Genomic DNA, 14561 nt, shown 5'->3' on the forward strand with positions numbered 1-14561 from the left:
GGCGTAGAAACAGTGCTAATGTTTATAATTATAGCATTTAATCTTATGCAGTTATATTTTTTTAGATGTATTAGAGGTTTTAGGAAGAAAAGAATGCTTCAAATAAATATTATTGAGGATATAAGAGATGAGAGATTTACAATAGAAGATACCTGGAATAATCCAGTATTTGAAAAAACTTAATGAAACAATAAAATTGGAAATTAATTATTTAAATTTTTGGGGGTAGGGGGAGTTATAACTATTTTTGCAACCTATAGAGCTGGTGGAATACCATTTCTTCAATATGATACAATAAAATGCAATTTCAGTAAAAATAAAAATTCTACTGGAATTTTGCTGCGAAATCTCTGAGATTATATAATAAAAATTGAAAGATTGTTTGTTTTTGATAAAATAGTAAGAATAGAACGTATTATCGGATGGAGTGATGTTATGATTTTAATTAAGGAGTTTGAATTCGATGCTGCTCATAATCTAATTAATTATCATGGAAAATGTGAAAAACTTCATGGGCATACATATAAACTTGTAGTGAAACTTGAAGGAAACCCGGATAACGAAGGCATGATTTTTGATTTTGTTGAACTGAAAAAAATAGTAAAGGAAAAAGTCATAGATAAATTTGACCATTCCTATATAAATGAAATAATAAAACAGCCAACAGCAGAAAATATAGCTGTATATGTTTTTAATGAGCTGAAAGATGTTTTAAAAAGGGATAATTGCAGATTGTTTGAAGTTGAAGTATGGGAAACAAAAAACAGCGGTATAGTTTATAGGGGGTAGACTATGAAGGACGTACAAAGCGAAAAGGATTTTAGAAATGTTTCGTTAAAAAAAGTAGGAATAAACGGTTTGAAATGGCCCATCGTTGTTAAGGAAAAGAGCGGAGGAGTTCAAAATACTATATCACAGATGGCGCTATCAGTTGATTTGCCTGCTGATATAAGGGGAACCCACATGAGCAGGTTCGTTGAACTTGTAAATGATTTGAAGGAAATCACACCAAAGGAGATAGAAAAGGCTTTAGATAATTTAAAGGAAAAACTTGGGGCAAAGACAGCCCACCTTAAAATCGATTTTGATTATTTTATAAAAAAGCCATCTCCTGTTACGGGAATTGTATCTCCCTATGATGTTAAATGTTCCTTTGATGCAGAAAAAGGTGAAGATTTTATATTTATAATGGAGGTTTTCGTTCCTGTTTCTACTCTTTGCCCCTGCTCAAAGGAGATAAGCGAGTTTGGGGCACACAATCAGAGGGCTGTTGTTAATATCAGTATATATTCAAAAAAGCTGATATGGATAGAAGATTTAGTTAAAGTTGCTGAGGAAAGTGCAAGCTCTCCAGTCTTTTCTTTATTAAAGAGAAAGGATGAAAAATTTGTAACTGAAAGAGCATATTTAAACCCGAGGTTTGTTGAGGATGTAGTTAGAGAGACTGCAATAAGGCTTGATGATATGAAAGAAATTTTATGGTACAGGGTTCATGTTGAAAGCATGGAGAGCATACACAACCACAACGCCTTTGCATGTACAGAAAAAGGAGAGATAGTATGAATCATATAATTTTAAGGGATGGGAAAAAGTTTGTATTTGACAGCACGAAGATTATGGGAATATTAAATATTACTCCTGATTCATTTTATGAAGGTTCAAGGGTAGCTACGGTTGATTTGGCATTACATCGAGCCCTTGAGATGATTGAAGAGGGAGCTGATATACTCGATATAGGAGGGGAGTCAACAAGACCAGGATCTGAGCCTATCAGTGAAGATGAAGAGATAGAAAGGGTTATTCCAATTATCGAGGCAATAAGAAAGTTTAATAAAGAAATTTTAATATCAGTTGATACATACAGAGCTAAAACTGCTGAATATTCAATAAAGGCAGGAGCAGATATAATAAACGATATAAGCGCTATGACATTTGATAAAGATATGGCTAAGGTTGTTAAAGAATATGATGTTCCTGTTATTTTGATGCATATTAAAGGAACTCCTAAAAATATGCAGAGCAATCCATACTATGATGATGTATTAAAAGAAGTTTATGAATTTTTAAAAGAAAGAATAGAATATGCTAAAAGCTTTGGAATTGAAAAAGAAAAAATAATAATTGATCCTGGAATTGGATTTGGGAAACTTTTAGAGCACAATATTGAGCTTATTAAAAATATAGATTATTTTAATAAATTAAGCTGTCCAATTCTTCTTGCACACTCAAGAAAATCGAGTATAGGTGCTGTACTTGGAAATCTTCCCCCAAAGGATAGACTTGAAGGGACTATTGCTGTTTCCTGTTTTGCAGCTTTAAAAGGGGTAGATATGATAAGGGTTCATGATGTTAAAGAAAATAAAAGGGCTTTAAAGATGATTGAGGTGTTAAGATGAATAAAGTTTATGTTGCCTTTGGAACTAATATGGGGGATAAAAATGAAAATATCAAAAAAGCTATTGAAACGATGAAAGATAGAGGGCTTAACGTAATAAAAATATCTGAAATTTATAAAACTGAGCCCTATGGATATACAAATCAGCCTGAATTTTTAAACGGGGTTTTAGAAGCTTTAACTGATTTAGAAGCTGTGGATGTTTTAAATACACTTTTAAATATAGAAAAGGATATGGGAAGAGTTAGGAAATTTAAGTGGGGACCAAGGATTATAGATTTAGATATTTTATTTTTCAATGATGATGTTATTGATGAAAAAGATTTAAAGGTTCCCCATCCAGATATGCAAAACAGGGAGTTTGTTTTAAAGCCTTTATGTGAAATCGCTCCAGATTTTATGCATCCTGTTTTAAAAAAGAGTGTTAGGGATATGCTTTTAGAGCTTGAATTAAAAACAAATAAGGAGGGGTAAAATTGAAGAGCTACAGAAAAGAACTTTGGTTTAATATTCCATCAAGAAGAGGATTTGTGAATATAACAAGCGATATAGAAAAATGTTTAAAAGAAAGCGGTATAAAAGAAGGATTGCTTCTTTGCAACGCTATGCATATAACAGCAAGCGTATTTATCAACGACGATGAGGCAGGACTTCATAAGGATTTTGAGAAATGGCTTGAAAAGCTTGCTCCGGAAAAGCCCTACAGCCAATATATGCACAACGGGTTTGAGGATAATGCAGATGCACATCTTAAAAGAACTATTATGGGAAGAGAAGTTGTCGTTGCTGTTACCGATGGAAAACTCGACCTTGGTCCCTGGGAGCAGATTTTTTACGGAGAATTCGATGGTATGAGAAATAAAAGGGTGCTTTTAAAGATTATAGGTGAATAGATTATAATTTAAAGAAAAATATACCTGTTGATTTTTTAATATAAAAATAATATATAATAAATTATGCCTAACAGGTCATGACTAATCAATAGCCACAATGACGGCATGAAAAAGTTTGTCTCTTGTTAATTTGTTGGTATTTTTTACTCCTTTCTCCGGTGCCAGGGAAAGTTCCGAAAAAATGCCCCATGAATTTTTGCTACAACATATAGTATATATGGGCTTAGTGTCTACACAATAAATAGTATTTTTTTGTGAACAATATAATTTTTCGGAGGCCTTCCAGACACTAGAGATGGAGAAAACTTTTTCACACTAACCTAATAAGCGGCAATTATCATTCATTTACAGAAGTTGGTATGAATGCTGCTTGACTGATAAAAACATAAAATATAAAATAGCTATATAGGGGAAACCAAGCTAATATTAGCTATGTATGTGATTTACAGGGATTGGTAAGCTTTTTGAGCGTAGATAATCTGATAACAAGAGTTCTTTGACTACGAAGATAGCGCTTCGTAAGGTAAGAGCAGTTTACTAAAAAACTTAATAAGACAGTTCGAAACCATCCTGTCTTTAAATAAAACTATGGGCCAGTGCTGGGCATTTCAGCACAGGGCGTATTATGCCCTTTTTTTATTTATGGGGCAGGTATGCCCTTTTTTATTTTTTGGAGGTTAAAATGAAAAAAATAGGGATAACAACAACTGTTCCAGTTGAGGTCTTATATGCAGCAGGATACAGCGTTGTAGATTTAAACAATATTTTTATAACATCAAAGGACTATTTAAGATATATTGAAATTGCAGAAAGGGATGGATTTCCAAAGAGCCTTTGTGCATGGATAAAGGGTATATATGGTGTATGTATTGAAAATGGAATAGATGAAGTTGTGGGAGTGATAGAAGGTGACTGCTCTAATACAAAAGCTCTTATTGAGGTTTTAAAATCAAAGGGGGTTAAAATATATCCATTTTCTTATCCTGCAAAGCATACATTAGAAGAAGTTAAAAAATCAATAGATGATTTTATAAAATTGTTTTTTAAAGGTGAGCCGATAGATTCTAATATAAGAGAAAAAATTGAAGATACAAGGAAGACTCTAAGCAAAGGAAGAATTCTTGCAAGGAGAATAGATGAATTAACTTGTGATTTTAAGGCAACGGGATTGGAAAACCATATTTATCAGATATCCCTTAGTGATTTTAATGGAGACATTGAAGGCTATACAGAGATATTGAAGGAAAAGGTTAAAGAAATAGAATCAAGAGAACCTAAAGCAAAAAAAATAAAACTTGCCTATATAGGAGTTCCGCCAATGACTCCTGATATATATGACTTTGTTGAAAAATACGATGCACAGATAGTTTACAACGAAGTGCAAAGGGAATTTGCTTTTCCAAGGTTTGACAGGGCAAAGGATGTATATGAGCAGTATTATGATTATACCTATCCATACAGCCTTGAATTCAGGCTTAAGGAAATTGAAAAAAATATTAATGAAAGGAATATCGATGGAGTAATACATTATACTCAGGCCTTTTGCTACAGGGCAATAGATGATATTGTTATCAAAAGCAGACTGAATATACCTGTGCTTAATATTGAGGGAGATAAACTAAACTGCCTCGATGGGAGGACAAAAATAAGAATAGAAGCATTTTTGGATATGCTTTTGGATTTAAAGGGGGATTAATTTGAGGATTGTTGGTATTGATTTAGGCTCAAGATTTGTAAAGACTGTACTAATGGAGAATTATAAAATAGTTGAAAGGATTTGTATAAGCACAGTCAGCTTTTATAAGGAATACTGCAGTTTTAATGGAAGGCTTAAGGTAGATTTTAAAAAGCTTGGTATTGATAGTTTTGATTTCGGGGTTTCAACAGGTTATGGAAGGAACAACGTCGATATAGAAAGCTTTAGAATAATAAACGAGCTTAAGGCCCATGCCTATGGAGCTATGTATCAGACGGGTTTAAAGGATTTTATTCTTTTAGATGTCGGGGGACAGGATGTTAAAGTTATAAAGGTTGAAAAAGGGGTTTTAACTGACCTTGAGCTTAATGATAAATGTGCAGCTTCCTGCGGCAGGTATATTGAAAATATGGCTAAGATACTTGAAACTTCAATAGATGAATTATTTTCTTATTATAAAAATCCAGTAGAGCTTAATTCGACCTGTGCAGTTTTTTCTGAATCTGAACTTATAGGTAAAATTGCAGAGGGGGTTGCCTTTGAAAGGCTTTGTGCAGGAGTTAACTATTCCCTTTATAAAAGGTTAAAGCCTCTTTTAACAAGGTTTAAAGGAAAAAGTATTTTGCTTTCTGGAGGAGTTGCTGAAAATAAGGCTCTTTTGGAATATCTTAAAAGCGATTATGATGAGATAAATGTTCTTAATGAATCAAAGTTTAATGGCGCAATTGGGTGCTGCTGCTTTGGAATTTTAAAGAATAAAAAATAGGAGGAATAACATGGAAAAAGCATTGGTTTTAGTAAGCGGAGGACTTGACAGTACAGTACTTCTTGCAAAAATTGTTAAGGAGTTAAAAGAAGAAAACGTAACTGCACTTAATATTTTCTACGGTCAAAAACATGCAAAGGAAGCTGAATTTGCTAAGTTTCAAGCTGAAAAATATAATGTTAAATATATTACTGCTGATCTTTCAGAGGTTTTTAAGTTTTCAAAGGACTGCCCTCTTTTAGAAGGAAGCAGAAATGAAATACCAGAAAAATCTTACGCTGAACAGCTAAAGGATATGGGAGGATGCGGCACTGTATCAACCTATGTTCCCTTTAGAAACGGACTCTTTTTATCCTATGCAGCAGCTGTTGGTATTCAAGTCGGGGCATTTAAAATATATTATGGGGCGCATTCAGATGATGCGGCAGGGAATGCTTATCCTGATTGTTCCTATAATTTTATACAGAGCATGGCAGCTGCTATATATGAGGGAACTGGTGGGAAAATAAAATTAGAAGCTCCCTTTTGGAATTTTACAAAGAAGGATATTGTAAGGGTTGGATTAGACTTGGGTGTTGATTTTTCACATACATGGAGCTGTTATAAAGGGGAAGATGAGCCCTGCAGAAGCTGTGCAACCTGTATTGACAGGGAAAAGGCCTTTGAATTAAACGATGCAATAGATCCGCTTCTAAGGAGGTAATAGATTTGAAGTTAACTGTTACAAAGGAATTTACCTTTGACTGCGCCCACATGCTTTCATACCATGAGGGGCTATGCTCTAATCTACATGGACATACTTACAGATTAGAGGTTACGGCATTAAAATATGAGCTTATAAATGAAGGAAGCTCTGAAGGAATGATTTTAGATTTTGGTGATTTAAAAAGAATTGTAAAGGAATCTGTTTTAGATAAATTTGACCATTCATTCCTGTTTTGGGAAAGGGGCTGCGATGCCGAAAGGGAAATCGCTGCTACTATAGAAAAGCATGGAATGAGGATTGTAAGGTTAAAGGATAGACCGACAGCGGAGAATATTGCAGTTTTTATTATTAATACATTAAATGAGCATTTAAAGGACAGCCCTATTAATATAGTAAAGGTAAGGCTTTATGAGACTCCAACCTCCTATGCTGAGGTGAAAAATTATGTATAAGATTTCAGAGATATTTAGTTCAGTTCAAGGAGAAGGTTCCTATTTAGGATGCCCTGCATCCTTTATAAGGCTTGCAGGATGCAATCTGCGCTGCAGCTGGTGCGATACAGATTTTTCACTGAAATATGTTATGACAACTCAGGAAATTATAGATAAGATAAAATATGAAAAAGTTATAATAACAGGAGGAGAGCCTACTATTTATGATTTAAAGCCTCTTCTTTTAGAGCTTAAAAAAAGAGGTAAAGTTACAATGCTTGAGACTAATGGGACAAACCCCACAGATGATATAAGGCATCTAATAGATTGGATTGTATGTTCTCCAAAACCAGAAAAAAACTGGACAATAAATGAAAGATGCATTTTTGACGAATTAAAATATGTGGTGGATGGACAGTTTAATCCTGATAAACATATTCCAAAGGAAATCAAAGAAAAGTACAAAGACAGGATATGGCTTCAAATAGAGAGCAGCAATTTTGCTGTTTTAGCAAAGGAAGCCTTTACCTTTGTTATGAATGACAGCGCTTTAAGAGTAGGGCTTCAGCTTCATAAGATAATAGATGTAAAATAATTTAAATACTTTTAGGGACGGTTAATGATTTTTTATTATTCTAAGATTGAGAGCCATAGAAAAGCTAACACAAGTCAAGGCCGCAGGGACGGTTAATGACTCTAAATATTATATTGTTAATTGTCATTAACAGCCCATAACTAAGCAATAGCCACAACGACGGCATGAAAAAGTTTGTGGTTTGTCAAAGGTGACAGGAGGGACGGTTACTTATTATATTAAATAGACATAATATTTTATGCATGTCCCCTCTGATTTTGCAGATATTGTGTATAAAATAAGTAACCGTCCCTCGGCTTGTACTTTTTTGCTTTTTTGTAAAGTGACTTTTTCACACTATCCATTCCTATAAATTTTATGAATTTTGAAAACCCCCTTGACATATATTAAAAATTAAAATATTATTATTAAAAAAAATGAAATTCTATGATTGAAAAGAGTAGGAATGTGAGGAATTTCAAAGCGATTCAGGAATGGTGGGAGCCTGATAGATTCTGCATTCTGAATGGGTTCATGAGAAGCAGGGCGAATAAAAGTAGTCTGAGCCGTAATTCCCACGTTATAGGGATAGGATATGATAGTATCCGAAAAAGAGACAGCGTTAATTGCGCTGTAATCAGGGTGGCACCGCGAAGCAGCACTTCGTCCCTTTATAGGGATTGAAGTGCTTTATTTTTTATTTAGGAGGATATTTATGAAAAATTATTTTTCGATTTATGGATTATATAGGTGGCGAGGATCAATATCTTGTTCTGTTAATTTTAAAATAAATAAGATAGGAGAGATTATATATGAATTTACAATTTGGACCATATGGTGGACAGTTTGTACCTGAGAAGGTTTTAGATGCACTAAATGAGCTTGAAAAAGCTTTTAATGAAGCAATAAAGGATGAAAAATTTAAAGAAGAATATTTATATTATTTGAAGGAATATTGTGGAAGGCCAACGCCATTATATTATGCGGAGAATATGACTAAGAAATTAGGTGGAGCTAAAATATATTTAAAACGTGAGGATTTAAATCATACTGGGGCTCATAAAATTAATAATGTTATTGGTCAGGTTCTTCTTGCTAAAAGAATGGGCAAGAAAAAGATTATAGCTGAAACCGGAGCAGGGCAGCATGGAGTTGCAACTGCTACAGGAGCTGCGATGTTTGGTATGGAATGTGAAATTTTTATGGGCAGCGAGGATATGAAAAGACAAAGTCTTAATGTTTTTAAAATGGAGCTTTTAGGCGCAAAGGTTACTGAGGTAATTAGAGGAACAAATACATTGAGTGACGCTGTTGATGAGGCAATCGATAAGTGGATTGAAAGAATTGATGATACATTCTATCTTTTGGGTTCTGCAGTAGGTCCCCATCCTTATCCTACTATGGTAAAGGAATTTCAAAAGATAATAAGCGAAGAAATTAAAAGTCAGATTTTAGAAAAAGAAGGTCATCTTCCAGATTATGTTATAGCATGCTGCGGAGGGGGAAGCAATGCAATTGGAGCTTTTGCAGATTTTATACCCAATGAAGAAGTTAAACTTATTGGTGTGGAAGCAGCAGGAAAAGGTGTTGATACTGAATATAATGCAGCAACTCTTACACTTGGAAGAGTGGGAATCATTCATGGAATGAACACCTATTATCTTTCAAATGAAGATGGAAGTATAAAACCAGCCTACTCTATTTCAGCAGGCCTTGATTATCCTGGCGTGGGACCGGAGCACGCATACCTTAAAGACACAAAACGGGCACAATATGTTTTTATTACTGATAAGGAGGCTATAGAAGCATTTTTATATTTAAGCAAAGTTGAGGGAATAATCCCTGCAATAGAGAGCGCTCATGCAGTTGCTTACGCCTTGAAATTAGCAGCTACTCTTTCAAAGGATAAAATAATAGTTATAAATATCTCAGGACGCGGGGACAAGGATGCACCTCAAATTCAAGAGTATATAAATAATTTTAAATATAATATTTTATGAACAGTAAAAATATAGTTTATGCTCTGTCAAAATCATTAATTGTAATATGTTTTGTTGATGTAAGTTTTAATAATATTAATTACATTCAAATTTTGGGGTAAAATTATTTTATATTCTAAAATATTAAAACAAGAATAGGAATATTAAAATTAAAAAAGAAAGCGCCTAATTTTTAGAAACGCTTTCTTTTTTAATTCAAAATAAATTTAGTAAACTACTGCAATTATAGATAAATGTAAGAGCGCCTTGTCAATAATCAAGTGAATTATTCATGGAGATATTCTAATAAAATCTGTAATAGTAAATATCTGTTATAAAGGCTTTATTATATAAATAATATATTTTAATCTTCAAAATTTGGTATTGACGATTGATTTTTTGCTTGTCTACATACTTTCTTCTTTTCCGATGCCTCTGTATTCTTTAGGTATATATTTCATAGACCAAAGAACGAAAATACATGAAAGAATTTTATCGATTAGATTTTCAGCTATTCTTGGGAAGAATGCTGCATTAAATATGCTCATTCCGCTGTTCTTTAGCCAAACAAAGAAGAAATCTGTTCCTCCACCGGTAATGCCTCCATAAATCCAAACAGCTATAGGAGTACCAATAAGTGGGCAAACGATTGATAATATTAAACCTGTTATTATTGCAGTTTTTATATTAAATTCATATTTTTTAGCGATATAACCAACTACAATTCCGACAACTGCATTAACTAAAAAGAAAGGTATATCCTTTACATTACCAGAAAGCAAAGGCGTTAATATGTTTGTTGCTGTTCCTACAGCAGCAGCTTGCCATGGACCAATTAAAACTGCTATAAATATCGTTCCAACTGTATCGAGAAATAGTAAAGGAATTTTTGTTAATGAAACAAGTGAGCCTAAAACGATGTTAATTGCAACAGCCATTGCACACATCGTAAGATAGAATGTTTTTTTGTTTTTCAATCAAATCCCCCCAAATTTTATTTAGTAACAATAAAATTATATTCAAAGTATTTGTAATAGTTAAATATAAATTAACAATAATTTAACAAATGTGTATAGACTTTATCTATATTGTAGAAGTTTAGTATAATACAGGGACGGTTAGTGTGAAAATGTTGCATTCCCATATTTGGATATATATGACAATACGCAGTGTTAGATACCGGATAAAGGAGGTATACCGCAAAAAAAGTGCCACCCAGTTGACAAATGACAAACTTTTTCATTCCGTCGTTGTGGCTATTTTTTAGTCATGCACTGTTAACAATAATTGTTATAAATACAAAAAACATTAATCATTTATATGTGGATAGAAAATTAAACAAAATTGTAAAATCGTAAAAATAATTATTAAATACATTAAATTGTTAACTGTCCCTCAAATTACCTCAAATTATTGAATAATATGGTAAATTTGATTATAATATATAAGTATAGTAATGTGATATGTGTGGGGGTGATTTTGTGAAGGGATTTTTTACGTCTATAGCTACTTGGCAGGGCATTCTTTCAATTGTTATCGTTGTTTTGGCTTCTTTGTTTTTATTTAGAAAAGGGAAAAAGGGACTTTCAACAAGGGATGTAGTTGCTATTGGTATAGGAGCTGCCTTATATGGAGCGCTTTCCTATATTTCTATTCCAATTGGTCCTAATACATCTTTTAGGATTGCTGTTGCCCTTTTGCCTATTTTTGGTGCAATATTTGGCCCTATTGTAGGTTTTTTAGTTGGATTCATTGGGCATGCATTAAATGATGCGTTGATGAATGGCTCTGTATGGTGGAGCTGGGTGTTTTTGTCTGCTTTTATGGGTATGTTTGGAGGAATAATTACATTTGATAAAGATTTCGATGTATTGTCAGGAATGATACAAAAGAAGCATTATTTCAAAATGTATATGTATGCTATAATTGGAATGCTTGTAGGAAGTGTAGTTGCTTATGCAGGAGATGTATTTTTATATGGTGAACCTGCTGCAAAGGTTTGGCTTCAAATAATACTTGCAAATGCAGCAAATCTTGTTGTTATTGCTATCGTTGGTATTCCTGTAATTATTCTTCTTGCTAAAACAAAAAGTAAAAATAATAATCTTGACGTTGATGCGTAGGAAGGGGTAGAAAGGTGTCTTTAATTTCTTTTAAAAATTTTAGTTTCAGATATAAGAACCTAAAGGCACCTACACTAAAGAATATAAACCTTGATATTGAAGCTGGACAGAAGGTTTTAATAGCTGGCCCTAGTGGAAGTGGCAAGTCGACATTAGCCCATTGTATAAATGGGCTAATTCCATTTACATATAAAGGTGAAATAACTGGAAGTCTTGAAATTAACGGAATAAGGCCCTATGAAAAAAGTATTTATGAAATAAGCAAATATGTTGGAACAATACTTCAGGATCAGGATGGGCAATTCGTAGGACTTAGTGTAGGTGAAGATGTTGCATTTTCATATGAAAACGATAATGTTCCTGTTGATATAATGCATAAGGGAGTAAATAAGGCTTTAAAAGAAGTAGAAATGATAAATTTTATTAAGGAAGTTCCTCATAATTTAAGCGGAGGACAAAAGCAGAAGGTTTCAATAGCAGGGATACTTGCAACGAGTGCAAATATACTTTTATTTGATGAGCCTCTTGCAAATCTTGACCCTTATAGCAGCAAAAAAGCTATGGACACAATTGACAGCATTCACAAAAACCAAAATAAGACTGTTATAGTAGTTGAACACAGGATAGAGGATGTATTAGAGCATGATTTTGATAGAATTATTGTAATTGATAATGGAGAGATTGTAGCAGATGGCACTCCGGATGAGCTTCTACCTGATAATATATTATCTTATTATGGATTAAGAGAGCCTTTATATATAGAAGTTTTAAAGAGCTGTAATATAAGGCTGTCTAAAGAGGATAAAATATCAAAAATAGAAAATGTAAAGAAATTTAAAGATTCTATTGTTAAAGATTATAATTTGAATTCAAAAGTGAAAGATGAGAGTGATAAGAAGGTAGTTCTTTCTGTTGAAAATATAAGCTATAAATATTATAAGGATTCTGAATATGTTATTAAGGATATATCCTTTAATATTAATAGCGGTGAGGTAATGGCGATACTTGGAAATAACGGAGCGGGTAAATCTACTCTTTTGAAGGTAATATCAGGTATTGCAAGGCAGCAGGAAGGCACCATTAAGTATATGGGAGAACCAATAGATAGGTGGTCTGTTAAAAAAAGAGGCCAGGTTATAGGCTATGTTATGCAGAATCCTAATCATATGATTACAAAAAATATAGTTTTTGATGAGGTTGCCTTTGGACTAAGAAACAATGGATATGATGAGGATTTTGTAAAAAAGAGAGTTGAGGATACATTAAAGGTGTGCAGTCTTTATCAATACAGAAACTGGCCTATTATGTCTTTATCCTATGGTCAAAGAAAAAGGGTAACAATAGCATCTATTCTTGCTATGCAGCCTAAAATTATTATTCTTGATGAGCCAACAGCTGGACAAGATTATAGAAATTATAGAGAATTTATGTCATTTTTAGATGATATTAAAAAAACTGGGATATCAATTGTTATGATAACCCATGATATGCATCTTGCTCTTGAATATGCCCAAAGAGCTGTTGTTATGTCTGAGGGACGGTTAATTATTAATGATACTGTTTATAATGTTTTATCAAACAAAGAGATAATTGAAAGGGCGAACCTTAAAGAAACATCGATATCAAAACTTGCCAAGATATATGATGTTGAAGATAAAAGCAGCTTTTTAGAATATTTTACGAATAAGATAAAGGATGGTGCTAACTGTTGAGTAGAACAGGGTCGCTTTATATAGACAGAAATACGATTTTTCATAGACTTGATGGAAGCATTAAGCTTATGCTGTGGATATGTTGGACAATTTTTATATTTATGTTTATGGATATAAGAGTTTTTGCCATTATGACAATTGTTGGTTTTGTTTTATTAAGAATTGCTCAGATTCCTTTTAAATCTATAAAGCCGCTTTTGATTTTTATAATAATTTTTACAATATTTAATTCGATTTTACTTATAATTGTAACGCCGGAATATGGTTCACAGCTTACGGGAAAATATACAGTGCTTTTAAATTTGTTTGGAGTTAAGCTAACAATGCAGACTCTTTTTTATGCGCTTACTCTTTCTTTGAAATATATATCGCTTTTGCCTATAACTTTGCTATTTCTTTTTACAACTAATCCAAGCGAGTTTGCATGCAGTCTCAATAGGCTTGGGGTTTCATACAAAGTTGCATATTCTATAAGTATAGCATTAAGATATATTCCAGATGTAAGAGATGAAATGATAAACATAATTAATGCACAAGAGGCGAGGGGGGTCCCTTTTAAAAAAGGAGACGCTAATACTATTAAATTATTAAAGAACTATTTGACTATACTTTTCCCACTTTTGATATCGTCTCTTCAAAGAGTTGATGTTGTATCTAATGCTATGGATTTGAGAGGATTTGGAAAGTATAAGACAAGAACATGGTATAACAGAAGGCCGTTAGAATTGAATGATTATATTTTTATAGTAATTTCAATAGCTTTAGTAATACTTGGCGTATTTGTAAAGAATAATTTTCTAAATAAGTTTTATTGCATTTAAAAGTAAGGGACAGTTAACAAATTTGATTATTTGTTATTAATGAACTATTAACAATTTTTATTTTTTAAGGTTTTAAAATTTTAGTGCCCAGTCAATGAGCAACTTTAATAAAAAGTAAGTAATTCTTGTTAACTGTCCCATGAATATCACCCCTTAATTTTGGTAATAATAATAAAAAATACTAAAACAGGGGTGATTTTTATGCCACGAATGGCAAGGGTTAAATCCTTTGATGCAGTATACCATGTTATGTGTAAAAGTATAAAAGAGGTAAATCTTTTTGAAGATGATAAAGATAAGCTTAAATATCTTTATTTTATTAGAAAGTATCAAAAACTTTACGAATTCAGGGTTTATGCATACTGCTTAATGGATAATCATGCCCATTTTATTATAGATGCAAATGGCTCTGATATATCGAGGATTATGCATAGTATAAATTTTTCTTATGCGCAATATTTTAAT

At 32.7% G+C, this 14561-nt stretch carries 17 protein-coding genes, 1 pseudogene and 1 other annotated feature; of the genes and pseudogenes, 17 read left to right on the forward strand and 1 reads right to left on the reverse strand.

Annotated features, from left to right (window positions below):
• From B5D15_RS14450 to trpB, 13 genes and pseudogenes are all read left to right on the forward strand, one after another.
• A pseudogene (locus B5D15_RS14450) lies at window positions 1–183 on the forward strand (transposase); the annotation flags it as partial.
• Window positions 184–219: 36 nt separating this feature from the next.
• Entirely contained in the window at window positions 220–354 is a 135-nt protein-coding gene (locus B5D15_RS15810; protein WP_278305576.1) for a hypothetical protein, read from the forward strand.
• Between the two features lie 81 nt (window positions 355–435).
• The gene (queD, locus tag B5D15_RS14455) at window positions 436–789 is read left to right on the forward strand and encodes a 6-carboxytetrahydropterin synthase QueD (RefSeq protein ID WP_078697814.1); all 354 of its coding nucleotides are present in this window, start codon (window positions 436–438) and stop codon (window positions 787–789) included.
• A gap of 3 nt (window positions 790–792) precedes the next feature.
• Window positions 793–1563, forward strand: a complete 771-nt coding sequence (gene folE2, locus B5D15_RS14460; protein ID WP_078697815.1) for a GTP cyclohydrolase FolE2 — start codon at window positions 793–795, stop codon at window positions 1561–1563.
• On the forward strand, window positions 1560–2396 hold the full coding sequence (folP, locus tag B5D15_RS14465) for a dihydropteroate synthase (RefSeq protein WP_078697816.1): 837 nt from the start codon (window positions 1560–1562) through the stop codon (window positions 2394–2396). Before folE2 ends, folP begins: the two co-directional genes overlap by 4 nt.
• Window positions 2393–2869 (forward strand): 2-amino-4-hydroxy-6-hydroxymethyldihydropteridine diphosphokinase, encoded by a 477-nt coding sequence (folK, locus tag B5D15_RS14470; RefSeq protein ID WP_078697817.1) that lies wholly within the window; start codon window positions 2393–2395, stop codon window positions 2867–2869. Before folP ends, folK begins: the two co-directional genes overlap by 4 nt.
• A gap of 2 nt (window positions 2870–2871) precedes the next feature.
• Window positions 2872–3288: a secondary thiamine-phosphate synthase enzyme YjbQ gene (locus tag B5D15_RS14475; RefSeq protein WP_078697818.1), complete on the forward strand. Its 417-nt coding sequence runs from the start codon at window positions 2872–2874 to the stop codon at window positions 3286–3288.
• A 682-nt stretch (window positions 3289–3970) separates the two neighbouring features.
• Window positions 3971–4984, forward strand: coding sequence for a 2-hydroxyacyl-CoA dehydratase family protein (locus tag B5D15_RS14480; protein ID WP_078697819.1), 1014 nt, complete (start codon window positions 3971–3973; stop codon window positions 4982–4984).
• Window position 4985: 1 nt separating this feature from the next.
• Window positions 4986–5750 (forward strand): acyl-CoA dehydratase activase, encoded by a 765-nt coding sequence (locus tag B5D15_RS14485; RefSeq protein WP_078697820.1) that lies wholly within the window; start codon window positions 4986–4988, stop codon window positions 5748–5750.
• 10 nt (window positions 5751–5760) lie between these two features.
• Window positions 5761–6453: a 7-cyano-7-deazaguanine synthase QueC gene (gene queC / locus B5D15_RS14490; RefSeq protein WP_078697821.1), complete on the forward strand. Its 693-nt coding sequence runs from the start codon at window positions 5761–5763 to the stop codon at window positions 6451–6453.
• Between the two features lie 5 nt (window positions 6454–6458).
• Window positions 6459–6908 (forward strand): 6-pyruvoyl trahydropterin synthase family protein, encoded by a 450-nt coding sequence (locus B5D15_RS14495; RefSeq protein WP_143287333.1) that lies wholly within the window; start codon window positions 6459–6461, stop codon window positions 6906–6908.
• A complete protein-coding gene (locus B5D15_RS14500) occupies window positions 6901–7482 on the forward strand; it encodes a 7-carboxy-7-deazaguanine synthase QueE (protein WP_078697822.1) in 582 nt (193 codons plus the stop codon). Before B5D15_RS14495 ends, B5D15_RS14500 begins: the two co-directional genes overlap by 8 nt.
• 417 nt (window positions 7483–7899) lie before the next feature.
• Window positions 7900–8135: a binding site (T-box leader), on the forward strand.
• A 138-nt stretch (window positions 8136–8273) separates the two neighbouring features.
• Window positions 8274–9461: a tryptophan synthase subunit beta gene (gene trpB / locus B5D15_RS14505; protein ID WP_078697823.1), complete on the forward strand. Its 1188-nt coding sequence runs from the start codon at window positions 8274–8276 to the stop codon at window positions 9459–9461.
• A 386-nt stretch (window positions 9462–9847) separates the two neighbouring features.
• On the opposite strand, the gene B5D15_RS14510 is transcribed toward trpB, so the two are convergent.
• Window positions 9848–10417 carry a CD3073 family putative ECF transporter S component gene (locus B5D15_RS14510; RefSeq protein WP_179122331.1) on the reverse strand — a complete coding sequence of 190 codons (570 nt, stop codon included), beginning with the start codon at window positions 10415–10417 and terminating at the stop codon, window positions 9848–9850.
• Window positions 10418–10921: 504 nt separating this feature from the next.
• Here B5D15_RS14510 and B5D15_RS14515 point away from each other — a divergent pair.
• From B5D15_RS14515 to B5D15_RS14530, 4 genes are all read left to right on the forward strand, one after another.
• Entirely contained in the window at window positions 10922–11563 is a 642-nt protein-coding gene (locus tag B5D15_RS14515) for an ECF-type riboflavin transporter substrate-binding protein (RefSeq protein WP_207651476.1), read from the forward strand.
• Between the two features lie 14 nt (window positions 11564–11577).
• The gene (locus B5D15_RS14520; RefSeq protein ID WP_078697825.1) at window positions 11578–13275 is read left to right on the forward strand and encodes an ABC transporter ATP-binding protein; all 1698 of its coding nucleotides are present in this window, start codon (window positions 11578–11580) and stop codon (window positions 13273–13275) included.
• Complete coding sequence (locus B5D15_RS14525; RefSeq protein ID WP_078697826.1) at window positions 13272–14096, forward strand: energy-coupling factor transporter transmembrane component T family protein; 825 nt, start codon at window positions 13272–13274, stop codon at window positions 14094–14096. Before B5D15_RS14520 ends, B5D15_RS14525 begins: the two co-directional genes overlap by 4 nt.
• Before the next feature lie 201 nt (window positions 14097–14297).
• A partial coding sequence (locus B5D15_RS14530; RefSeq protein ID WP_179122332.1) for a transposase occupies window positions 14298–14561 on the forward strand: 264 nt, incomplete at its 3' end.

It is taken from the genome of Caloramator quimbayensis (assembly GCF_900167605.1).
Taxonomy (GTDB): Bacteria; Bacillota; Clostridia; order Clostridiales; family Caloramatoraceae; genus Caloramator_B; species Caloramator_B quimbayensis.